Below are 22,549 nucleotides of genomic sequence, written 5' to 3' on the forward strand. Positions count from 1 at the left end.
CACGTTATTAAAAGCCACTATCGCCTGTTAGTTATTGGCCATGACCGGGATTGCGGGCTTCATGACCCCTTCATTGTCCTTTGCCGCCGCGATGACCAGAGCGCAGCGCGACGCCATGACGCCGGATGATATTATCGAGAGTTTCAAACAGGGCAATGCCCGCTTCCGCGCAGGAAAAATGCTGTGCCACGATTATCTGGCGCAGAAGCAGGCCAGCCAGGCGGGGCAATATACCGGCGCGGTCATTTTAAGCTGTATAGATTCACGCGCGCCGGCGGAAATTCTCCTGGATGCCGGGATTGGCGAAACGTTTAATTGCCGAGTGGCGGGGAATATTCCCAGTGCGGATATTCTGGGCAGTATTGAATTCGCCTGCGTCCTGGCCGGCGCCAAAGTTGTGCTGGTCATGGGGCATACTTCCTGTGGCGCGGTGTTATCGATAATACCGAATTAGGTAACCTTACCGGTTTACTGAATATGATCAAACCCGCTATCGCCAGAACGGAATATGAAGGCGAGCGTTCCGCCAAAAATTATGGTTTTGTTGATGCGGTCGCCAAAACTAACGTTATTATGACGCTGGAAGATATTCGTAAAAAGAGCCCGGTTCTGACAGCGCTTGAGGAAGAAGGTAAGATCAAGCTGGTCGGCAGTATGTATCATCTGGTCGGTGGTAAGGTAGAGTTCTTCTCCTGATGTTTAAGGCGGGTAGCCAGCTACCCGACCCGGGCAAAATACCGCCTGAAAAAAATTTAGACAACAGGGGGGTTAAACGCGGAGAACGCCCATGTCATTAACCCCTCTGGCGCAGTCACCGATGTGTCCGCCGACCAGTGGTATGCTCTGTTGCCTGAAGACCAGCCCTTCCTGCGCCATGCCTTTTTGCTGGCGCTGGAGGAAAGCGGCAGCCTGGGTGCCCGGTGCAGCTGGCAAAGCGAGCATCTAGTGTGGCTGGAGCAGGGTAACGTTCTGGCCGCCATTCCAGGCTATCGCAAAATGCACTCCTGCGGCGAGTATGTGTTCGATCAGGGCTAGGCCGAGGCCTGCCGTCGCGCGGGGATTGACTATTATCCTAAATGGCTGGGGGAGCGTTGCCCTTCAGCCCTTTTACCGGCCCGCGTCTGTTGGGAAAGCCCGAGGCAGCCGCCCGCCTGCTGGCTGCACAACCGCAGTGGTTGATGCGGCTCGGCTGCCAGTATCACTGGCACAATCGGGGCTACCGGGATTTCCAGGATTTTCTCGATACGCTAAATTCGCGCAAGCGTAAGCAGATGCGCAAAGAGCGCGCGGGTGGCGGAGCAGGAGTTTAGTTTCGATTGGCTCGACGGCGACCGGATTAGCGAAGCCGAGTGGGATTTTATCTATGGCTGCTATGCGAATACCTATGCCGTGCGTGGTCAACTGCCCTATTTGACCCGCGATTTTTTCAGCCTGCTGGCGGCGTTGTCGCAATGCATTCGGGTGGTATTGGCCCGTCGGCAGGGGAAGCCCGTCGCGATGGCGTTCTATCTGACGGGCGGCGTCAGCTTATTCGGCCGTTACTAGGGCTGTCTGGAGGAATTTGATGGCCTGCATTTTGAAACCTGTTTTTATCAGGTCATTGAGTATGCCATCGCCGCCGGCCTGGCACGATTCGACGCCGGAGCACAAGGTGAACATAAGCTCATTCGCGGCTTTGAGCCGGTGCTGACCCACTCCTGGCACTATTTGCGCCATCCGGGGTTGCAGGAGGCGGTCGCCGCGTTTCTCGTGCAGGAGAGCGAAGCCGTGCAGGGCTGGCTGGAGGAGGCGCGTGGCGCCTTGCCGTTCCGCCAGGGCGGAGGAGGCGGACTCGACAGTGCCTGACGGGTAAAATCCGTGTTCCTTAAGCAGATGCCGGTGAGGTGAAGAGCGATAACTCGCAGGTAATACACCTCGTTAGCCGGCTGCTAGCGGCAAGGTATAGCGCTACTCTTTGTTGGTAATGATTTCCGTCACCTGACTAATGTCGCCAAGGCGAATTTCGCCGGTGCGGTGCATTTTACTTTTATCGATCAGCAATAGCGATTGCGCGGCTCGTTTAAGCAGCAGAGATTTGAACCCCGCATTGTACAAATTGGAATCCCACATCACACCCGCCTGGTCGATCCCTTCGCAGGAGAATATGAACAAATCGACCTCCAAATTTTTCAGCTGCGACAAAATGGCCGCATTCACATAACAGGCATATTTGCGCTGCAGGGTACCGCCGGAGCAGATAAGCCGGATATGCTGGCGTTTGATTAATGCCTGACAGACACGCACGCTATTGGTAAATACCGTAATATCCATGTCGGGCAACTGCTTAGTCAGATACCAGCAGGTCGAGCTGGCATCCAGTGCGATACACATGCCGGGATCGATCCAGCGCAACGCCAGCCGGGCGACCTCAGCCTTGCTATTGAGCTGGATTTTCAGCCGGGTAAGAAAAGGATCGCCGTTATCCTCACTGTCGCCTATCACGCAGCGTGCCCGACCATGCTGACGCAACACTTTGCCCTGGCTTTGCAGGGCGTTCAAATCGCGACGGATAGTCTCGCGACTCACATTCAGCATGGTGGCCAGCTGTTCTGTGGTGAGGCTGCCGTGCTGATGTAGCAATTGCACCAGATCCTGTTGACGCGTTGTTTTCACCGCACACATCCTTCGCGCTGGCCGCACAGGGCCGGATAATCACCCGAAAATCAAAACGTAATGCCTTTTTTCAGCAAAATATTGCCGTAGCGGACGGCTTCCCCAGTTACCACTAAGGCGTAGGCGGTCCCGGCACGCTGATAAAAGGCTTCACGATTGATCCACTCCGTCGCTGCGCCAGATTTCTCGCTGAACAGTGCCTGGCGGTAGCGCAGCTCTACCGAAAGATCCAGCACGTCGCCGTCGACTGGCGCCATCATCACCACCGGCGGGGCGTAACTGTCCAAGGCAAACAGCGGCGCGATCGCCGCAAGCAAGTCGGCGATGCGCAGACCGTCCGCCCGAATGACGTGCGGGTTGAGACGATGCGCCGGAAAATGGGCATCGGCAAAGATAATTTCATCACCGTGCCCCATCTCTGACAGCGTCTTGAGCAGATCGGGACTGATCAGGGGAGAAAGGATTTTCAACATATCACTCTCCTTCCGTCATTGCGTCGAGTTGTTCCACCATTTGTTGATAATTGGCGCACTGTTCGCCGGGATAGTAGCGGTAGTAACGATAGTTGACCTGCTGGCGCGCGGTTTCCGGCGAATCATAGAAACCGGCGCCGCTCCAGGCGAACATGGCGGCGCCGAGTACGGTGGTTTCGGCGTCCTTCAGCACGTTGATCGGCATGTTAAGGACGTCAGCCTTGATTTGATTCCACAAGGGATTGCGGCTGCCGCCGCCGACTAGCAACAAACCGGTGGCGCGGAAGCCGCCGATATTTTGCAGTACGCTTAGATGATGACGCAGACGCCAGGCGAGATTCTCCAGCGCGGCGCGGTAAAAATGACCGCGGCTGGAATACAGCGATAAACCGGTCCAGCTGGTCTGGCGCCTGCAGTCCAGCAATTGGCCCTGTAAACGGACGCCCTGACAGCCCGGCGGGATGGTCCGGCCCTCGGAAATCATAAGATCATAGGCGGCAGGTAATGGATCGTCGGGCCAGTAAAGCTGGCGTACCCATTCCAGCGTGCCCGACGCCAGCCACTGCAAACCGGGGTTAAACAGACCGCGACAGCTGTCCAGCTCGCAGGTGGAACCTTCATAGCGCGGCAGCAGGCTGGTATCTACCTGGGGTGTACGTACCATCAGGATCTCCCAGGTGCCGGAGCTGAGGACGGCCTGATCGAGCGCCGCTCCCGAACCAAACAGCGCAAACTGCGTGTCGTGCCCGGTGGCGATAACCGGTAATCCCACGGGTAAACCGAGCCGTGCCGCCATTGACGCACGCAGCGTGCCGATGACTTCGCCCGCGGCCACCAGGCGAGGAAAAAGATCGGACGACAGGCCGGTACGCTGTAAAATGGTATCGCTGAATTTTTCCTGGCGCACGTCGAGCAATTGGCTGGTGCCCGCCATGGTGCGGTCAGTGGTAAATTCCCCCGTCAGGCGATAGTTAATCAGTGACGAAAGAAACAGCCAGCAGTGCGCCTGTTCCATTAGACGCGGATGATTCTGTTTCAACCACAGTAACTTATAAAGCGTATTGAAGCTGAATTGGCCAATGCCTGATAGCACTTGTAGCTCGGTGGGGCTGATAAAGCGGTCAATTTGCTCCATAACCGTCGCGGTGCGCGGACATTTCCAACTGATGACGGGATACAGTAGTTCCCCCTGCTGGTCCACTGGCGCGCCGTCGACGCCAAAGGCCGTCACGGTGAGGGCGTGTATATGGTCCTGTCTGAGCTGCGGCATAATCTGCTGGCAGCAATAGGCGAAGCGCTGCATTAAAGGTTCCAGCGGCCAGATATGCCATTGAGGGTTTTCTGCCGCCGGCGCGGTGGCATTGGGGGTGGTAGCCTGGGCGACAAGCCGGCCTTCGGCGTCTACCGCGATGGCGCGGATACTTGTAGCGCCGCAATCCAGCACGATGACAACATCACGATTCATAATTTCTCCTGTCTGCGGGGGCGCCGCGTAATGCATTCAGTTCCGATAAAGCGGGCCATAATTGCGGCAGGCGCGGTAATCTTGTCCTTCCAAATCCATCCCGTGCGACGCCCACGCGGAAGGACGGAAGATATGCTCCTCGGCGACATTGTGCATGCACACTGGGATGCGGAGCATCGCCGCCAGCGTCATCAAATCGGCGCCCACATGGCCGGCGGTCAGCACGCCATGATTTGCGCCCCAATGGGCCATGACTGACCAGACATTCTTAAATGGTCCGCGGTCGGTCAGCCGCGGTACAAACCAGGTAGTAGGCCAGGTGGCGTTGGTGCGGTTGTCCAGGTGTTTATGGATCGCCGGCGGCAGATCGACGCTCCAGCCTTCGGCGATTTGCATGACCGGGCCCAGGCCGCGAATCAGGTTGATGCGCGACAGAGTAAAGGGCACTCCACCCAAAGTAAGGAAACGGGAAGAGAAACCGCCGCCGCGGAAATATTCGTGGATAGCGGGACACCATTCAGTCGCGGCCAGGCAGGTAGCCGCTTCCTGCTGCGTGATTTCCCAATGGGGTTTGATCGTAGGACGGCCTTGCGCATCCCGCTGGCGGCAGGCGCCGTCAAGGGCGGCGGAGCCGGAGTTGATCAGGTGAATAACCCCCGGCGCAGCGTTACCTTCGAGTGTCTGACCGGTAACCCTTTTCACGGCCTCCGGAGACCAGTAGCTGCGTACGTCGGTAAATACCTGCGCACTGCCGGTCAATAAGTGACCGAACAGCATCGCCACCGCATTGAGGCTGTCGTTTTCGGTGGCGACGATGAGGGGCTGACGAACGCCTCGCCAGTCGAAAGCGCTATTGAGCAGCGCCTCGGCGATATCGCCGTTGGCATATTGATCGGTCCAATGCCGCTGTCCTTGAAAACCGGCCGCGATGGCGTCATACCCCTGCGCTTCCTCAGTAAAACCTAGACTTATCAGCCGCGGATTACCCTGCATCATATCGCGGATGCAAAGCGTCATTTGCAGGCTCTCGCGCAGCACGCCGCGATAGCCTTCCGGCGAGCGGCGATGTTCGGCGGCGTTGGTATCCTGGCCGAAGCGGAAGTTTGCCTCAGCCCACGCCAGCGCCAGCGCCAGTTCGTCTCTGTCGTAGATCTCGTTTTCGATGCGGCGGCGCAGCTCGGTCATGTCCACCGTCTGTACCTTCATCCCGAGCCAGGCCTCAAAGAAGTGATGGTCGACGATAGAGCCGGCAATGCCCATTGAGACGCCGCCGAGTGACAGGTAGCTCCGACCTTTCATCGCCGCGACCGCCAGGCTGGCTCGGGTAAAGCGCAGTAGGCGAGTTTGCACGTCTGTTGGAATATGATGGTCGCCTGCATCCTGCACCTCGCGTCCGTAAATCGAGAATGCCGGCAACCCTTTTTGATTGTGGGCGGCGAGGGCTGCGGCCAGGTATACCGCGCCGGGGCGCTCTGTCCCGTTAAAGCCCCAGATGGCTTTTGGGCGCAACGGGGCCATGTCGATGGTTTCGCTGCCATAGCACCAGCAGGGTGTCACGGTTAACGTAAGGCCGACCTGACAGGTCTCGAACTGCGCGTCGCAGGCCGCTGCTTCCGCCATGCCGGCGATGCACTGTTCGGCGATAACACACTCCACCGGCGTACCGCAGGCATGGCGTAAGCGCGTACTGATAAGCGCCGCAGTGGCGCGGGCCATTGCCATGGTCTGCGCCTCCAGGGACTCACGCACACCCATTCTGCGTCCGTCGATCACCGGCCGGATGCCAACCCTGGGCAGATTTTTCGTTTCAGACATAGTAAATCCTTTTACGAATCGGTTAATGGGACGCTGTGGCTACGCCTGCCTCAGGCTTGACGCCATAGCGGAACCGAGCAAAGAAAAAAATCACGCCGAAGCACAGCGCGGGGATCAGCTCGGCGGGCGCAATCGCGCCGGCGGCGTCGCTGACATAACCCATCACCGGCGTGACGATGCCGCCACCGACGATGGTCATCACGATGATCGACGCGCCGTATTTGGTATCGTGCTCAAGCTGACGAATGCCAAGCGAAAAAATGGTGGGGTACTGGATAGACATGAACAGGCTGCACAGTGTTAGCGCCACCAGACCGCGATGGCCACCGGCGGCGGCGATAAGACAGGTCGACATTGCTGCCAGGGCGCAGACCGCCAGGACATCCTGTGGCGCGAAACGGCGTATGAGCCAGGTGCCGCTGAAACGTCCGACAAAGAAACACACCATCGTGGCGGTCAGATAGTTGGCGGCAAACCCGGGAGTCATATTTGGTACTTCCTCGACGCCGTAGCGGATGAGATAGCTCCAGCAGGCGGTTTGCGCCCCGACATAGCAAAATTGGGCCAGCACCGCCCAGCGCCAGTGGCGATAGCCCAGCAGCCGGCGCGCGGCGCAATAGAAGCCGCCGGACTTTCCACCGCCGCTCTCGCTGGGAATGGAAGGAAAAGGGGTAAGCAGAATCAGCAGCGCCACCGTCAGTACTACCGCCACGACCAGCATATAAGGCGTTTGTACCGCCATCACCAGGCTGTGGCGATAGCAGGCCAACGCTTCGGCGGTCATGGTATCCAGCACTTCGGGAGGCTGATGCGGGACGTGGGCCAGAATAAAGCTTTGGCCGAATACGACCGCGATAATCGCGCCGAAAGAGTTGAAGGTTTGCGCCAGATTGATGCGAAAATGGCCGCTTTCCTCCGGCCCCAGCACCGTGACGAACGGATTGGCGGCGGTCTCCAGGCAACCCAGGCCGGCGGCGATAATAAACAGCCCGGCCAGAAACAGGGAATAATTCATTGTCTGGGCGGCGGGCCAAAACAGGGCGGCGCCGGCGGCATAAAAAATCAGTCCGGTAATTATTCCAGCTTTATAATTAATCTTCTTCATTAATATTCCGGCCGGTATGGGGATTATAAAATAGCCAAAATAAAAAGAGGATTGAATTAAACCTGCCTGAAAGTTATTAAGATCAAATGCCTGTTGAAACTGCGGTAGCAAAATGTCGTTCAGATTGTTGGCAACTGCCCAAAGAAAAAATAATGAGCAGAGTAATGTGAAGGGGAGAAGGTTATTATTGTTCCGGGGACCGGAAGTGACGCGGTATTTTTCTGACGGCAGTAGCGTATTTCCCATATCATCCTCGTCTGGCCCGTACTGCGGCGATGAAGTGAAAGTCGTGGTATTGGCTGTTCAGGCCGGGACACGCCGGCGCCCCTTACACTGCTTATCAACGGCGGGGCACCCGCCGCTGGAACAATCGATGGGGCTATTGTCAAAATTCATAAACGGCAAAAATATGCGTCAGCTCACATTAAAAATAATTGCCCGGAATTTTGGGGGTTTAATCACCCCAATTAAACAAAAATAATGCCCGTTTTTCCAACGGGGCAAGGAAATTTTAGGTGTTCGTTGACCGTATATTTTAATTTGAAGTGAAACGGGCAAATAAAAAAGGCGACGTTGCCCGTTTATCGACCGCAATTGACAAACGGACAGGTTTTAGCGAAATTTTAATCTAACTAATGATTAGGAAGTCAGCTTAGTCATGATGGAGATCACAGAACCGAATTTATTATTTGCCCGGTGCCGGCGGCAGGTAAATATGGGGTCAATGACAGGTGGAAGAGGATGTTATTATGAATAAAACGGCGCTGGCGCGCGATATCATTGCTACCTGCTTGCGAATGGGGAAAATGGGGTTAAATCAGGGCACGGCCGGCAATGTCAGCGTACGTTATCACACCGGGATGTTGATCACACCTACCGGCATTCCCTATGAACATTTGATCGAAAGACACATCGTGTTTGTGGATGCCGATGGCAGGACTGACTCAGGCAAAATTCCTTCGAGCGAATGGCGCTTTCATCAGGCGGTATACCGTATACGACCAGATTGTCACGCGGTCGTTCATAATCATGCTGTCTACAGTACGGCGGTGTCTATTCTCAACCGGCCCATTCCCGCCATTCATTACATGATTGCCGCTGCAGGCGGCGACGATGTGCCTTGCGCGCCCTATGCCACATTTGGCAGCCGCGATTTGGCGGCGCATGTGGCGTTAGCGATGCGAAACCGTAGAGCAACGCTGTTGCAGCACCACGGTTTAGTTACCTGCGGCGAGAATCTGGCCCGGGCGCTTTGGCTGGCGCAGGAGGTTGAGATCCTTGCCAGGCTCTATCTGACGATCCTGCCGGTGATTGATCCTGTACCGGTACTGTCAGGGCAGGAAATGGCGCGGGTGCTGGAAAAATTCCAAACCTATGGCCTGCGGGTAGACGGTTGAACAGGGTGCCCAATAACGTTCGGCGCCGTCGCGCGGTCTGATGCATCGCGCGGCGGCGTTGCTGCCATTCTCCGGTCAGAGAATCGACCAGCGATCAGGCCCGACGATAGCGCACTATCCGTCTGCGATGAGTCGTCAGCGCCAATTGATCGTCCTGGAGAGAAAGCAGGATACGTTTGCGCCAGGGGCCATCCTGTGTCGTTGCCAGCCGCCGCCCCGCTCCGAGCGGGCGTAGCGTAGCGTCGCGACGAGCGGCGAGGGACCGCGGGTCCCAGCAGCGGGCGGTCGCCATCGATCGTCAGTTCGCTACGCCACTGCGTCAGCCGCCATCGTGCTGGCATCCGCATCCGCCGGCACAAAGCGACGGCTGCGGTGGCAGATGTCTCCTTCTACCGCCGCGCTGTTTTGGCGCAGACGTATCGGCAAGTGGCTGGTCAGCGAATAGGCCGTGTCGGATCCTGCGTCGCAATAAAGCGTTTCCTCGGCGTCAAGGCCAACTCACGGCGTCTTCCGTCACCTTCAGCCACTCTTCGCCGTGCTCAACGAAGTACAGACCCGGTATCAGGCTATGTCCGCTCGGCGGCAAGGACCGGCCCATCAGTGCGGCCATTACCTGTAGCGCACCCTTTTGCGCCGCCACATCTTCCCGATTAGCGACCAGCGCCATCCCGACCCACTGGTCGGGATCGAGCAAAAAATGGGTTTTATAACCGATGAGCCGCCGTGGCCCAGCAGATGGGTGGAGTCCCAATGCAGGTGGGCAAGGCCCAGACCATAACCGGTCTGTTGGCCATCCACCAGCCGGCGCGGCGCGCCAAGGCGGGCCAATATATTCTCACCGTCTTCTCCCAACAGAGATTGCAGCCACCGGGTGAGATCGCGCAGGCTGCCCGAGGCGGACAGCGGCAAACCCGCGCAGGCGGTCTGCCAGCCCTCGCGCCCGCGCCAATAGCCGGGCACCAGTCCGGGAACGATATCGAACCAGGTCGCCGGCGCATGCAGTCGAATCCCCAGCGGGGCGCAGATGTGGCGCTGCAAGAGGTCGGTGAAGATGATGCCCTTGGCGTTTAACGCCTCTTCTACCAGCCGGTATTGGAGTAGGCGATTTCGCTACCGGTGGGATGATTAAGCGTCCCGCAGTCGGTGAAAAAGTGCAGCAAATCTTCTTGTCGGGTTGCGCTGTAGACGGACAGCCCCAGCAAAGAGAGCGTTTCGCGCACGTCGGGCAACCCCCCGGTCATGTCCAACGCTGACCCGGCCGTTGGCGCCGGTCAGCTGCGGCAAATGTTTGGCCAGCGGATCTCGAGTGCGATAGCCTCCGCCGCCGGACCGGTTACCAGCGCGGCAAACAGGTGTTTTGTCACCGAGGTGAAGCGCACCACGCTGTCAGGACTAAATAGGGTGCGCTGCGCCAGGTTGGCCAGTCCCCCGCAGCAAAATGCGTGTATGGCGGTAGCGTCAAACAGTGCAATAGCGCCACCCGGCTCCTCGTCACGCTGCCAGTCGTCGACAATGGATTGCGCGACGGCGGTGGCCTGTGGCCAGTTAATGATCATACCGGTTCCTCCGCGTCATGCCAGAATCAGAAAAACCTCATCGCCTGGCGCCAGCGCACCGGTCTCCGCGCATTGCGCCGTACGGATAGGAATATTGAGCACGTCGGCAAACATCTGCGGCCAGCTGCAGCTGCGCGTCGCGTGGGTAAACGGGATGCCAGCCGCACGTAGCCGGTCGATATGGGCGCGGTGAGCAAAGGTGACGCCCTCGAAAAGCGCAAACAACATGTCGGCCCGGGTATGCCAGCCGGCCAAGGCGTAAAAGCCGGCTTTGGCGGGCCCCGCCTTGCGCCCCGAATACAAGTAGGGGTGATAAAGGGGCAAACGATCGTCGGGCAGCACCGACACGACCTCTTCGCTACTGCGCGCCGCCCCCTGGCCGCCGCGGCCGTCGGCTAACTCGTGCACAAACCAGTCGAGGTTGGCGGCGGAGGTGGCGCTGGCCTCGATCGCCATGTAGCGATCCTGTTCAATAATAGAATTCATGAATACCGGACGCAGGTAATCCGGCTTATCCACGACCACCTGATTGCTACTCCAGGTACCGGCGACGATGGAAGCGTCGCCGCTGGCAAAAACCCCCGAGACGATAGAGCTGGCCACCACGTCGAAGATGCCGGCTACTACCGGTATGCCGGGGCAGGCCGGTCAAACGGGCGGCAGCGCAAGCGCGTCGGGCAAATCATATAACGCCATCAGCTCGCGGTCATAGCCGCGCCGCCGATAGTCAATAAGACCGGCGCCGGCGACATCGGAATAATCCCCCGTCAGCGAGCCGCACAAAAAATGACTGATGACATCTTTAGCGCACAGCACGTGAGCGATGCGGCGGTATAGCGCGGCGTCATGGCGCTTTAGCCAGCTCATCAGTAACGGTGTGGCGGCGGCCCAGGGGGTTTGCAATGAGCGCTGATAGATAGCCTCGTGCTTTCCTTGCCGCTCCAGTTCACGCACCAGAGCGTCGGCCCGGCTATCGATGGACTGTATGCCAATGACGGGCTGCTGCCGGGGGTCAAGGGCGTACAGGCCGTTGCCGTGCCCTGCGACACCCATGGCGATCACCCGGCGTCCGGCGTCGCCGGCCTGCTGTAGGCAGTCGGTAATTGCCCCCGACACATCGTGCCACATCGCTTCAATTGGACGTTCGGCGTAGCCCGCCCGTGGCTGGTGGGTGGCGCCGGCGCGGCCGGCAACCGACAACACGTGGCCGTCCAGACTGAACAAGACCGCTTTAATCATGGTATTGCAGGCATCGATTCCCAGCAAACAGTGGCTCATAAATTTATCTCCGCAACGCAGGAGGGATGCGGCGTACTGCACAAGCGCCGTTGCAGGTCAGGCCTGCTGGTAAATCGCCAGCGCCTGTTGCCCGCTGGCGCCCTGATGGATAATGGCTATCAGCGCTTTCACCATGAGTGAAGGGTTGGCATGCTGATAGACGTTGCGCCCGTACACCATGCCCGAGGCGCCCTGGGCCATGAACGCCGCGGCTTTGACCAGTACGTCCGCTAGCTCGCCTGGGCCGCGCCGATAGCCGAGCTGTCCTAGGGCATAAACAATACCGCCAGATTGGGGTGCGCCTGCAGCATGGATAATACGGCGTTATAGACTTTCGACGGATCCTGGTTGGTCGCCACCAGCGCCACCAGTTTGGTGTCCGAGAAAGCGGTTTTCATCTCGTTGATGAAGGCAATCACGCGGCGATCGTGGTTATCCTGACCCGGATTCTCCAGCACGGTATACTCGCCTTTCCCCTGCATAACCTTGCCCATTTCGTCCACGGCCGCTTGCCTTCGCGGAAGTTGTCCGAGGTCACATAGGCAACGCGTTTGCTATTGGGGGAATCGGCGGCGAAGGTGACGACCGGAATGCCCATCTCTGCGGCGCGATTGATCGGTTCAATAAAGGGATCAGGGTTTATGGGATGGAGAAAGATGCCGGCGAGTTTTTGCGCCAGCACCTGCTCGAAACTGGACAACTGTTGGTTGACATAGTAGGCCGGCGTGCCGCCGTAAACGGTTTTACATCCCAATTGATGGGAGGCCTGTTTAAACATCTCGTACACCGGGAACCAATATTCCACGCCGGTGTTCATGACATTCATGTAATAGGTTTCGCCCGGCTTGCAGCGAAACTGTGGCGTCTCGTCCGCTGCTTTGACGGCGGGAGCTAACGTGAGGGTACAGAGCAGGCAGGCGGCAACAGCGTAAGATTTTTTCATTATTATCTTCCCCGGAAAACGTCTGGTATTCCTGGCTCAGCCGTTACAGCAGCAACACGGAGAAACGAGCCGGGGTGGTTTTGAAATTTATTTCATCGATACGAAATAAATTTCATAAAAGACATAATGAGCAGAAGTGGAAATGTAAATGAAATTTTTAGTAATTTTTATTGCCTTATATTTTTTTAATAAATATGCCTGGCAGGGGGGAACATCGCTGACAATGCTACTCATCAGGGCACAGTGAAAGGACGTGTTATGCCGGTAGCGGCCACCGCCGGAGTGAACTCTCGCGGCGGCAATGACCAGGATCACGCTATACCTGCTTTCCAGCGCGTGGCGCTAACGCTACTATCAGCGCCGCGTGCTTGCGCTGGCGCCAATGCGTTAACGGGACCAATCCATGCCGTTGAAGGTGCGCTTGACCGGCCTGGACGGTAACAAAACCGTCCCCAACCTCCGGGCGACGCCGGATTTACTTCACGCTTTTCCTCATCAAACCAGGCAGGCGACGAAACCAGGGACGGGAATCAGGATGAACGATGGAATACAGCGCGCGGGTATAATCCATTACCAGCCCGGGTGTCCAGGACATCATTTGGGCGCGTTTACGCACCTGCGCCGCTATCCAGAGTTCGGGCACCACCAGATGACCGGTAATTGGCTGCAAAGCTCCAGCGCGGTGACCAGACAAAGCATTGCCAGACCTATTGAGACAAAGCCCATTTTGTCGAAGGGTTGCGGGTGGTTTTCTCGGCTGTTGGGAATGATGAGCCAGGCGATAATGATCGCCACTATCCCGAGCGGGATGTTGATAAAGAAAATCCAGCGCCAGCTGGAGTAGCTGGTAATAACCCCCCCCCCAGCGGGCCGCCTGAGGATCGGGGCGACCAGGGCGGGCCAGGTGAGGTGAGGGTAGCGATGGCGACGATCAATTGACTTTTCGGCGTATTGCGCGCCAAGCGGCACCGTCATCGCGCCGCCGATACTCTGAAGCACGCGCATGGCGATGAACTCGCCGATATTATGCGTCAATATCCGCACAGGAAAGATGACAGGGTGAAAATCAACAGGGCGAGGCTGAAGACATTGCGCGCGCCGTAACGATCCGCCGTCTAGCTGCTAACCGGAATCAGTACCGCCAGGGTAATCAGATAGGCGCTCATGCCGATATTCAAATCTACCGCCGCCACGCCGAAATCCCGCGCCATCTGGGGCAGGGCAGTGGCTATCGCCGTGCCGTCGAGGTATTCCATAAAAAACGCACCTGCCACCAGCAGCACCATGCCCGAAATGCCCCCTGTTGCGCGCTGTTGGGGCGAAGTATCGTCTTTCGGGGTGGTTTCGTCGCGTTGCGCTGCTTGTACCTGTTTACTCCTGGCCATAAGGTTAATTCACAGTCAAAGAGACTTATCGAAGGGACACCGCCGGGATGCGGCAGCCGTTCTACTATTCACCCAATTCATCCGTGTGCAAAGCATCATGACGCCAGATTTGGTCGTTTCGCCGGCGCGGGCAGTGGAAAGCGGAAGGCCTTTCGACCGTCCGCCGTGTGGCCGCAAGAAGCGATTGGGGTACCTGTTCAGTGCTCATAAGAGTCCTTTTCGGTGCTTTTTTGGCATCAAATTAATGCTAATTTTTTGCGTTTGCACCTGCTACTCTACGCTTGTGACTTCAGGCAGGCTGCGTTGCTGCCTACGTCCGTTGTTGCAGCTATCAATGAGCGGAATCAGGAGCCGTCTGCATTCCTGATCACACCCGGTTGAGTTGCTCGGCTATGTCACAGGAACCTCTATCAGCTGCCCATGTTAAGCGCCGCCGCTGGCCCGTGCGCCATTCATCACCACGGCCTTGCCGGCGGTTTCTCTGGCATGGCGTCGGGCTCGATATTCATATGCCGTAACACATCGCCCATCGCCTGGCCGAAAATCGGTGAGGTCACCGAGCCGCCGAAATGATCGCAGGCAGTGGGATGATTGACGACGATGACCAGCGCCACCTGCGGATTGCTTGCCGGCGCCACGCCGGCGGTATAGTTGATATAGCCGCCATCGTATTTGCCTCTGGGTCCCATCTTCTCCGCGGTGCCGGGTTATCGCCAGCCGATAACCCGGCACCGCCGCGCGTACACCACTGCCGCCGGGCAATGCATCTCTCTCCATCATATGTAGCACGGTACGTACAATGCCGGCATCCATAACCCGTTTGCCCATCACGTGCGGCGTCACGCGGGTAATGCACAACGGCCGATAAACGCCTAACGAGCCAATGGTGGCGTATTCCCGTGCGATTTGCAGCGGCATGGCGCGCAAGCCGTAACCAAAAGAAAAGGTGGCGCGTTCAATATCCGCCCAGCGCTAGCGGTTAAAGAGGAAGTAGCCGCTGGTTTCACCGGTGATACCCAGCCCGGTGGGTTTGCCTAAACCAAAAGCTTGATAAAGATTGACCAGCACGCTGGTGGGCATCTCCATGGCGATATGTGAAACCCCGATATCGCTGGATTTCTACAAAATCCCGGTAATGGTCAGTCGCGGCCAATGGCCGACATCGCGGATCAAATGGCCGTTGATGCGATGAGGGTGGTGTCCAGCACCGAATTGGGCTGGATTAAATGCTGCTGCAATCCAGCCATCACCACCAGCGGTTTGACCGTTGAACTCGGTTCGAAGCTGTCGCTAATCGCCACATCGCGCATGCTTTGCGGTGTTGCATCGGCAAAATTATTGGGATTGAACGAGGGATAAGACGCCATCGCGAGGATTTCCCCGATGCTGACTTTGACCAGCACCACCGCGCCGGAATCGGCTTTGTTTAATATTACCCCGGCGCGCAGATGGGAATAGAGCGCATACTGATCGAATTTATCGATACTCAAGTTGACATCGGGTGCCTGCTGGGGCGCCTTATAGTCGACCAGCGCAATTTCATTATTCTCGCCGTCCTGGCAATATTGCCGCATGCCCGGCTTACCCTGTAGCAAATTATCGAAACCGCGCTCGATACCATTCAACCCCTGATTGTCGGCTCCTACAATGCCGATAAGCGGCGCTGCCGCCTCTCTCATCGGGTAATAGAGGCTGTCGTCGAACAGGCTGCTGATGCTTTTAAGATGCAGCTTCATAATATCCTGGGCGATACCCGATTCAATTTTGCGTCCGATCGCAACATAACGGCGGGACGGATCCTGTGCGATGGTCTGCGCTAAATCCGCTGGCGTCACTTTTAACGCTTCCGCCAGATAGCGCCATTTGTCGTCGTTAAAATCGGGATGGGTGGCCAGGATGACTTTCGGATCGGCAACGAGGGTGCGCGAAGGGACGCTGAGCGCCAGCACTTCGCCGTTGCGGTCGGTAAGGGTGCCGCGGTTGGTTTGGATCGGCATGGTGCGCAACGAGCGGGCGTCAGCCAGCTTCTCCAGCATGGGGGGGGGCGCGCAGGTTTTTTTTGGCGGTCGACATAACGCACTCTTAGGAAAATAAGCGATTGTTGGAGCTGGAGAAAGTGTTACTGAATATCATCCGCCGGCGGGCTCCGGTTGCGCAGAGCTAGCGCGGCACGCTTCGCGCACTTTCGGTCACGGCTGCGCAGGTGGGAAATGCGCGGGATGGCGCGATTTGGCCAACAATGGCACTATTATCAAGCCTGTTCGCCGTATTTTGACGCCAAATGTGTTGCAGTATGGGTCGGGAAGGCAGGCGAGGCTAAGTGGAATGGCGTTGCCGCGCCCGCCATTAGGCGGTCTCAAAGACAGGCAGGCAGGTTGCCACTGCGCGGTGCCCGCAGGGATTTGTCGCGACGTCAGGCAAAGGTTGGCCGCGGCGCCTGACCGCTGCATATATGTTTAGAAACAAAATCCTCAGTCTGCACAGAAAAGTTTGCCGGTAAATCCGTAAGCGTGATATGTTATATTATAATATTCACTATTTCAGGTTATCTCATGTCTTCGCATTCTCCCTTACGGCACCTGACGGTGGGGCGGAAGTTGCTTATTGCCTCCAGTCTCACGCGGATGCTAATGGCGTTGTTGATTCTCGCGGTGCTGTGGGGCACCATCACCTGGTCGACGATGCTGCTATGATAATGTTGCGCGATTTGGTAACGGGATACCAGGGGCAGGGCATTGGCGTTCCGCTGGACGGCCGCTTTGACAGCGGCAGCATGACCGCCATCGTGGGCGCCAACGGTTCCGGCAAATCTACCTTGCTAAAAACCTTAGCCGGCCTGCTGCCGCCAGTGCAGGGGTCGCTATCCTTTGGTCCCGCCGGCCGGCCGCGTATTGGCTATCTACCGCAGCAGGTGGAAATGGATCGCCAGTTTCCTTTAACCGTGTTTGATGTCGTGGCAATGGGTTGCTGGCCGGCCAGTGGCCTGTTGCGTCGGATCAATCGAGCCGGCCAAGCGGCTATCTGGCAGGCGCTGACACGCGTCGGCCTGGAGACGTTGGCCCAGTGCGCCATCAGCACGCTTTCCGGCGGGCAGTTTCAGCGCATGCTGTTTGCCCGACTGCTGGTGCAGGAAGCGCCGCTGATTCTGCTTGATGAGCCGTTTAGCGGTATCGATAAACCTACCTGCGGCCTGTTGATGACGGTCATTGAGCAACTGCACCGACAGGGACGCACGATTATTGTGGTACTGCACGACAATCAGCTGGTGGCACAGCATTTTCCCCAGACGCTATGGCTGTCATCGTCGCAGCCCGCGTGGGGTCCATCGTCGCGGGTTTTGGCGACATGGCCGGATTTTGCCGCCCCGATGCCTCCCCTATGTCTGCTGAGTGTCTAAGAATGTTGCATGTATTGTTCGAGCCTTTTGTTCATTACGGCTTTATGCGCCGGGCGCTGGTGGCCTGTTTCGCCTTGTCCCTGAGCACGACGCCGCTGGGCGGTTTTTTATTGCTGCGCCGCATGAGCCTGGTAGGGGATGCGTTATCGCATGCCATATTGCCGGGCGTCGCCATCGGTTACCTGCTGTCCGGCATGTCGCTGATTGCCATGGGGGTAGGCGGCTTTATCGCCGGTTTAGTGGTGGCGGTGCTGTCCGGCTGGGTCAGCTCGATGACGCAGTTGAAAGAAGACGCCAGTTTCGCCGGTTTTTACCTGGGTTCGCTGGCGCTAGGGGTGACGCTGGTGTCACTGCGCGGATCCAGCGTCGATTTGCTGCATTTACTCTTCGGATCGATCCTGGCAGTCGATGCCGATGCCATTCGTTTTGTCGGCGCCATTGCCAGCATAACCTTCATGAGTTTGGCGCTGATGTATCGCGCTCTGGTCATCGAAGCGTTTGATGCCGCCTTTTTACGGGTCAACCCCACGGGCTTCCCGCGTCTGATCCAGGCGCTGTTTTTGGCGCTGGTGGTGCTAAACCTGGTGGCGGGTTTTCAAATTCTCGGCACCCTGATGTCGGTCGGATTGATGATGCTGCCGCCGGTTGCTGTGCGCTGCTGGACGACCAGCCTGCCGAAGATGCTGGCGCTGGCGACGGCCATCGGTATGTTCTGTTCGTGGTGCGGGTTGCTATGGTCTTTTTACGCTTCACTGCCTGCCGGCCCGACCATCGTGTTGTCGGCCAGTCTGGTGTTTTTCCTCTCGGTATTATTAGGCCCGCGCGGCGGTATTGCCTTACTGCTGCGCCGGCGTGGCGTCGTTATTAGCAAGGAGAAGATATGAAACGTTTTACGCTGTCATTTGCGATGGCTTTGATTATGGTCAGCCCGGCGGCGCTGGCGAAGACCGTCGACGCGGTAGCCAGCTTTTCTGTACTGGCGGATATCGTCAGACAAGTTGGCGGCGAGCATGTCAAGGTGACCGAATTAGTCGGGCCGGATGGCGATCCCCATGCCTTTGAACCAGCGCCGAAAGACAGCCAGTCGCTGGTGAAAGCGGACGTGGTGTTTGTCAGCGGGTTGGGTCTGGAGGGCTGGATCGATCGTCTGGTTACCGCCTCTGGATATCGTGGTAAGGTGCTCACCGCCTCCACGGGAGTCAATCCCCGTAAAATGGAAGAAGAGGGTAAAACCGTGACCGACCCCCATGCCTGGAACAGCGCGCGCAACGGTGCCCTGTATGCCCGCAACATCATGAACGCGCTGATAGCGGCCGACCCGCAGGACGCAGATTATTTCCGCCAGCACGGCGAAGCTTATATTCAGAAATTGGAGAAGCTCGACGCGTGGGCCAAGGCGGAATTTGCTGCCATCCCACAGGCGAAACGTAAAGTATTAACCAGTCATGATGCCTTCGGCTATTTCGGCGCTGAATATGGCGTGCAGTTCCTTTCGCCGGTCGGCTTTTCCACGGAAGCCGAGTCCAGCGCCAGCGATGTGGCAGGATTAATCGACCAGATTAAACAAGAGAATATTGCCACTTATTTCATCGAGAACCAGACCGACCCGCGATTGGTGAAACAGATTGCCAGCGCCAGCGGCGCTAAACCCGGCGGCGAACTCTACCCGGAAGCATTGTCCGCAGCGGATGGCCCGGCTTCTACCTATGAAGCGGCGTTTCGCCATAATGTCACCACGCTTGCAGGCAGTATGAAATAAATACACGCCGCTGCCGTGACCGGGTGAGCTGCCCGGCCACGGCACAACGCATCCCGCGCCCCCCAATATAAAAATAACAGGGATTCATCAGCCCTAATAATATCCTGAGCCCCAATAATAAAAGCGCAACGGGCAAGTGAGATGCGCTTAGAGGCACAAGACTAAGAGCGCCAATGACCCAGTCAGTGACAACCGATCCATTCCTGGCGTTTATCGAAGCGGGTGTAATAAGAGATTACGGCCTTACCATTCCAGATTAAATGAAGCATTGTACATAACGTTGTTGCCACCGGAATAGGCAACCCCCGCTTTAAAGGCTGTACGCTCATCGATGCGATAACTAGAACCGATGGTAATCGTCTGGGAAGAACCATACTCCCCCATGCCCGCGGTGAAATTAATCTTACCTACACCGTAGGGCTGGAAAAGACCGGTTAATGCGGCAGAGGCGGCCAGGCCGCGGTCAATTTTGGTATTGGTTTTGGATAACTTATTTTCAATATCTTTAATACGTGATGAATTCTTTTGCGCTAGCGCCTTTGCAGAGGTTGCCGTGTTGTTTACTTGATTGAGCTGAGCGATATTAGCGGCATCATTATCACTCTCATCCCGGGCTACACCGGAAATGATTCTATCGCCTTCCGTGCCGGTGATAGAAATAGTATGACCCTCCAGGTTTTGACCCACTGAGATAACACTGGTATCAGGATCTGTGGCAAACATCAGGTCAATGTTTGAGTCGTCATAGGGTGTTAAAACCGCCGCGCTATTGCGATGTTATGCCAGGTTAGAAAGGATTGCTGCTGCCTCTTCTTCGAGGTCGCCGACGCTGCTGGCAAGAGAACGAGCGATGTTTCGGGCGTGCACTTCCTCCAGGGCATGTCCAAGCGCTTCCGCGGTAATAGGCGCAGATTGTCCGCTCGCGCGCTTTGCGCCAGCCGTCGCTGACAACGTAGGCGCTGCCGTAAATTATTCGTTCGTCCCCTCTGCTCCGGCAGCCATGGTTGCCGCCGTGTCTGCGGGTTGCCTGGCAGAAGGAGGTTGTGCGTTTGGATATCTGTTTGCAGCCCTGTCATCAGCAAAGTTCGCATGGGGGCCGTCACATTGCCCGTGGGTTCACCTGACGTGCCCTCATTATTCCCAACAAATACGTTCTGGACATTTAACCTCTCTGGTCCAGTGGTGCTGGAATGAACCGCCAGGGCGCAATGTGAAAACGTTCCTAACATACCCGCAATGCCATAAGACAAGATCACCTTTTTAGGTGAAGAATATCGGGTATTTGATTTTTTCCTCGAATTATTATTTGCAAAATAATCCAACTTTACGAAATGAGAAAAAATAACAATCCCGAATTTAATTTTTTGCTTTTCATTCTATGTCCTTTTCAAACGGAAAGAAAATAAGTTATACGCACAGAGCGGTAATCGCCGGAGTCCGATTGTTTATCAGCGTGAACTAAAAATAAAATGACTTTATTCGATCGTTTCGATCTATTTTATTACTGACTATTTGACATTAATTGAATTTCATTTGAAAATAGTTTATTTATTTAAAATTAAATAACCATGTCATGAAAATAAATCGCTCGGTTTTGATAGGGGACTGAAAGCGGCACGAGTCCATGATAGTGTTCTGGAAAAGATGAGAGAGAAAGATTATTTTTTCTGTTAATGATAATCTATAAAATAATTTAACTTCTTGAGTAAGAGGCTGTATTCCTCCGGAAAGAGTTTTTTTTGTTAGGTATGAATAAGCTGGTAAGCGCGAGCAGGCATAATCGATATAGCGTGGGTAAAGTGGTCAGATTATTAGCCACCTTTAGCCTTCGCGTCTTCTTTCGCAGGGTGAGATAAGCGCCGTTAACCGTGGGTGATATCTGCCCCATGGCGCAAGATGGGGATGTATTATCGTCTAAGAAAACACTCTAACGCAGGCCCTTCGGTTGCCGCGGCAACGGTGGCTTTGCGTGCTTTCGCAGAGGGTAGAGGGATTAACCTCGTTCTCTCTACGGCGGTCTATGGGGGTGCTTTAATTATGGAACGCTATTTAGAAAACAAAGATAAAATGTAGGATGCAATGCTGCCCGACTATGGCACTTTAACGGCAGGTCAGCGTCACCGTCTGGGCGAATTGCCTGCCTAAGTCCTTGTCCGGCGGCGCATCCGCTTTGTCCAGCGAGCGGGCATATTCCTGCCATGATGCGTCCGGGTTAGGGGTTGTTAGCGTCACTTTGCAGCTTTGCGCCATTGCCGGCGGCAGCGCCAGCGCGGAGGCATCTTTGTAGGTCATATCCACAAAATAGGAGGAATCAAACGTACTGAGTGTAAAGGTCTGGCCCGTTAGGGGCTGTGGTTCCGCCAGCGGCAACACGAAATCCAGTACTGCCTTGTGGCCCTCGCGGGATAAATGATATTCCGGCGGCAAGTTATCAAATTTCACCCGTTTCCCCTGATGATACAGTTCGCTAAAATAATGCTGCCCCAGGACATTGGCCATAACCTGCGCCGCCAGTTTTTTCCAGATCACCGAACCGGCGGGCGTGTCGCCGGCGTCGTAAAGGAGATCGGTGGAGGTCATCTCATCCATGGTCCAGCGCATATGTACGCCGGTCAACGTCTGCGCCTGGTTGATAAACGTGGAGCGCATCGCGATAAAACTGTGCGGATGGGCCAGGGCCGCCGCCGGTTGCAGGAGTCCGAACAGCAGCAGCAGGCGTTGGCCCCATCCGGGCAGATTTCCGTTCAACAAGATCTCCTTCGCATCGCAAGGTGACGGGTAGGGGCGTCCGCGACGGACGCCCCCATAGTATGGCTGTTTCAGGGGGGGGGGTAAAGGGGCTATGCGCCTGGAAGGCTGGCCATCAATCAACCGGTCATTGCGTTCTGGTTAAGTTCCTCCACTCATTCCAGAACCCGCTGGCAAAAAGGCTGCGGAGGATTATTACGCATAAACGCCGAAGGCGAACCGTAGAAGCGGCCGGCGGAGATTTTAATTTCCCCGGCGAGCGAGACCGCATAAACCGTCATGTCGCGCTGGCCGATGCCGGGACCGAACAGCGGATTTGGCGGCAGCTCGGTGGTACGCAGGTGACGTTGCCGGTCATCTTCTCCGCATTCAGCAATAACCGTTCACCAACGTAAAGATCCTCCGGCAGATGGATGATACCAGTGCCGAGAATATTCAGGCACCCTCCAACGCACATATTACGCGGCAGCGCGGTAATCGGGGTGTTTTCCAGCACCAGATGATCGTCGAGGCTGAAATTGTCCGGTAACTGGCGCAATTGCGATCGTTCGATATAGAGGGACCCTCCCACATGTA

19 protein-coding genes and 6 pseudogenes are annotated in these 22,549 nt (G+C 56.5%); 7 read left to right on the forward strand and 18 right to left on the reverse strand.

The window, feature by feature from the left end; translation table 11 throughout:
• Positions 1-40 precede the first annotated feature (40 nt).
• Both SGP1_RS01710 and SGP1_RS01715 read left to right on the forward strand, forming a co-directional pair.
• A pseudogene (locus tag SGP1_RS01710) lies at positions 41-696 on the forward strand (carbonic anhydrase family protein).
• 91 nt (positions 697-787) lie between these two features.
• Positions 788-1,845: pseudogene (locus tag SGP1_RS01715) on the forward strand (GNAT family N-acetyltransferase).
• A 102-nt stretch (positions 1,846-1,947) separates the two neighbouring features.
• Here SGP1_RS01715 and fucR read toward each other — a convergent pair.
• Genes fucR through fucP form a run of 5 tightly spaced genes read right to left on the reverse strand, consistent with a single transcriptional unit; the run spans position 1,948 to position 7,756 of the window.
• Positions 1,948-2,652 carry an L-fucose operon activator gene (gene fucR, locus SGP1_RS01720; RefSeq protein WP_011410042.1) on the reverse strand — a complete coding sequence of 235 codons (705 nt, stop codon included), beginning with the start codon at positions 2,650-2,652 and terminating at the stop codon, positions 1,948-1,950.
• Between the two features lie 50 nt (positions 2,653-2,702).
• Positions 2,703-3,125 carry an L-fucose mutarotase gene (gene fucU, locus SGP1_RS01725; RefSeq protein ID WP_011410043.1) on the reverse strand — a complete coding sequence of 141 codons (423 nt, stop codon included), beginning with the start codon at positions 3,123-3,125 and terminating at the stop codon, positions 2,703-2,705.
• 1 nt (position 3,126) lies between these two features.
• The gene (gene fucK / locus SGP1_RS01730) at positions 3,127-4,590 is read right to left on the reverse strand and encodes an L-fuculokinase (protein WP_011410044.1); all 1,464 of its coding nucleotides are present in this window, start codon (positions 4,588-4,590) and stop codon (positions 3,127-3,129) included.
• Positions 4,591-4,626: 36 nt separating this feature from the next.
• On the reverse strand, positions 4,627-6,405 hold the full coding sequence (locus SGP1_RS01735) for an L-fucose isomerase (RefSeq protein ID WP_011410045.1): 1,779 nt from the start codon (positions 6,403-6,405) through the stop codon (positions 4,627-4,629).
• A gap of 22 nt (positions 6,406-6,427) precedes the next feature.
• On the reverse strand, positions 6,428-7,756 hold the full coding sequence (fucP, locus tag SGP1_RS01740) for an L-fucose:H+ symporter permease (protein ID WP_011410046.1): 1,329 nt from the start codon (positions 7,754-7,756) through the stop codon (positions 6,428-6,430).
• 503 nt (positions 7,757-8,259) lie between these two features.
• Here fucP and SGP1_RS01745 point away from each other — a divergent pair.
• On the forward strand, positions 8,260-8,907 hold the full coding sequence (locus SGP1_RS01745) for an L-fuculose-phosphate aldolase (RefSeq protein ID WP_011410047.1): 648 nt from the start codon (positions 8,260-8,262) through the stop codon (positions 8,905-8,907).
• A gap of 94 nt (positions 8,908-9,001) precedes the next feature.
• On the opposite strand, the pseudogene SGP1_RS36030 reads toward SGP1_RS01745, so the two are convergent.
• The 10 genes and pseudogenes from SGP1_RS36030 to SGP1_RS26330 form a co-directional block, all read right to left on the reverse strand.
• Positions 9,002-10,463: pseudogene (locus tag SGP1_RS36030) on the reverse strand (serine hydrolase domain-containing protein).
• Between the two features lie 15 nt (positions 10,464-10,478).
• Positions 10,479-11,069, reverse strand: a complete 591-nt coding sequence (locus SGP1_RS32410; protein WP_050747334.1) for an FGGY-family carbohydrate kinase — start codon at positions 11,067-11,069, stop codon at positions 10,479-10,481.
• A 42-nt stretch (positions 11,070-11,111) separates the two neighbouring features.
• The gene (locus SGP1_RS32415; RefSeq protein ID WP_050747335.1) at positions 11,112-11,741 is read right to left on the reverse strand and encodes an FGGY family carbohydrate kinase; all 630 of its coding nucleotides are present in this window, start codon (positions 11,739-11,741) and stop codon (positions 11,112-11,114) included.
• A 57-nt stretch (positions 11,742-11,798) separates the two neighbouring features.
• Positions 11,799-11,987, reverse strand: a pseudogene (locus SGP1_RS26320) (aldolase); the annotation flags it as partial.
• Positions 11,988-12,007: 20 nt separating this feature from the next.
• On the reverse strand, positions 12,008-12,199 hold the full coding sequence (locus SGP1_RS31845; RefSeq protein WP_198408765.1) for a hypothetical protein: 192 nt from the start codon (positions 12,197-12,199) through the stop codon (positions 12,008-12,010).
• Positions 12,157-12,684: a substrate-binding domain-containing protein gene (locus SGP1_RS01760; RefSeq protein WP_011410048.1), complete on the reverse strand. Its 528-nt coding sequence runs from the start codon at positions 12,682-12,684 to the stop codon at positions 12,157-12,159. Before SGP1_RS01760 ends, SGP1_RS31845 begins: the two co-directional genes overlap by 43 nt.
• A 475-nt stretch (positions 12,685-13,159) precedes the next feature.
• A pseudogene (locus SGP1_RS28970) lies at positions 13,160-13,327 on the reverse strand (MFS transporter); the annotation flags it as partial.
• On the reverse strand, positions 13,309-13,689 hold the full coding sequence (locus SGP1_RS32420; protein WP_341532854.1) for an MFS transporter: 381 nt from the start codon (positions 13,687-13,689) through the stop codon (positions 13,309-13,311). The pseudogene SGP1_RS28970 and the gene SGP1_RS32420, both read right to left, overlap by 19 nt.
• Positions 13,690-13,799: 110 nt before the next feature.
• The gene (locus SGP1_RS32425) at positions 13,800-14,069 is read right to left on the reverse strand and encodes a hypothetical protein (RefSeq protein ID WP_243466144.1); all 270 of its coding nucleotides are present in this window, start codon (positions 14,067-14,069) and stop codon (positions 13,800-13,802) included.
• Between the two features lie 455 nt (positions 14,070-14,524).
• A pseudogene (locus SGP1_RS26330) lies at positions 14,525-16,105 on the reverse strand (penicillin-binding transpeptidase domain-containing protein).
• Positions 16,106-16,621: 516 nt separating this feature from the next.
• Here SGP1_RS26330 and SGP1_RS30525 point away from each other — a divergent pair.
• From SGP1_RS30525 to SGP1_RS01790, 4 genes are read left to right on the forward strand one after another with little or no spacing between them, the layout of a single operon-like run.
• Positions 16,622-16,762: a hypothetical protein gene (locus tag SGP1_RS30525; RefSeq protein WP_158302308.1), complete on the forward strand. Its 141-nt coding sequence runs from the start codon at positions 16,622-16,624 to the stop codon at positions 16,760-16,762.
• Entirely contained in the window at positions 16,759-17,466 is a 708-nt protein-coding gene (locus SGP1_RS01780; RefSeq protein ID WP_041867326.1) for a metal ABC transporter ATP-binding protein, read from the forward strand. The genes SGP1_RS30525 and SGP1_RS01780 overlap by 4 nt, the downstream gene beginning before the upstream one ends.
• Before the next feature lie 2 nt (positions 17,467-17,468).
• Positions 17,469-18,350: a metal ABC transporter permease gene (locus SGP1_RS01785; RefSeq protein WP_083764638.1), complete on the forward strand. Its 882-nt coding sequence runs from the start codon at positions 17,469-17,471 to the stop codon at positions 18,348-18,350.
• Entirely contained in the window at positions 18,347-19,225 is an 879-nt protein-coding gene (locus SGP1_RS01790) for a metal ABC transporter substrate-binding protein (RefSeq protein WP_011410051.1), read from the forward strand. Before SGP1_RS01785 ends, SGP1_RS01790 begins: the two co-directional genes overlap by 4 nt.
• 243 nt (positions 19,226-19,468) lie before the next feature.
• On the opposite strand, the gene SGP1_RS23100 is transcribed toward SGP1_RS01790, so the two are convergent.
• The 3 genes from SGP1_RS23100 to SGP1_RS01805 all read right to left on the reverse strand — a co-directional run bounded on the left by SGP1_RS23100 (position 19,469) and on the right by SGP1_RS01805 (position 22,544).
• Positions 19,469-19,948 (reverse strand): YadA C-terminal domain-containing protein, encoded by a 480-nt coding sequence (locus SGP1_RS23100; RefSeq protein WP_050747339.1) that lies wholly within the window; start codon positions 19,946-19,948, stop codon positions 19,469-19,471.
• Positions 19,949-21,325: 1,377 nt separating this feature from the next.
• Entirely contained in the window at positions 21,326-21,973 is a 648-nt protein-coding gene (locus SGP1_RS01800; protein WP_011410052.1) for a DUF1007 family protein, read from the reverse strand.
• Between the two features lie 277 nt (positions 21,974-22,250).
• Positions 22,251-22,544, reverse strand: coding sequence for a hypothetical protein (locus SGP1_RS01805; protein ID WP_041866540.1), 294 nt, complete (start codon positions 22,542-22,544; stop codon positions 22,251-22,253).
• Between the last annotated feature and the right edge of the window lie 5 nt (positions 22,545-22,549).

The sequence above is a fragment of the Sodalis glossinidius str. 'morsitans' genome (genome assembly GCF_000010085.1).
Lineage (GTDB): Bacteria > Pseudomonadota > Gammaproteobacteria > Enterobacterales > Enterobacteriaceae > Sodalis > Sodalis glossinidius.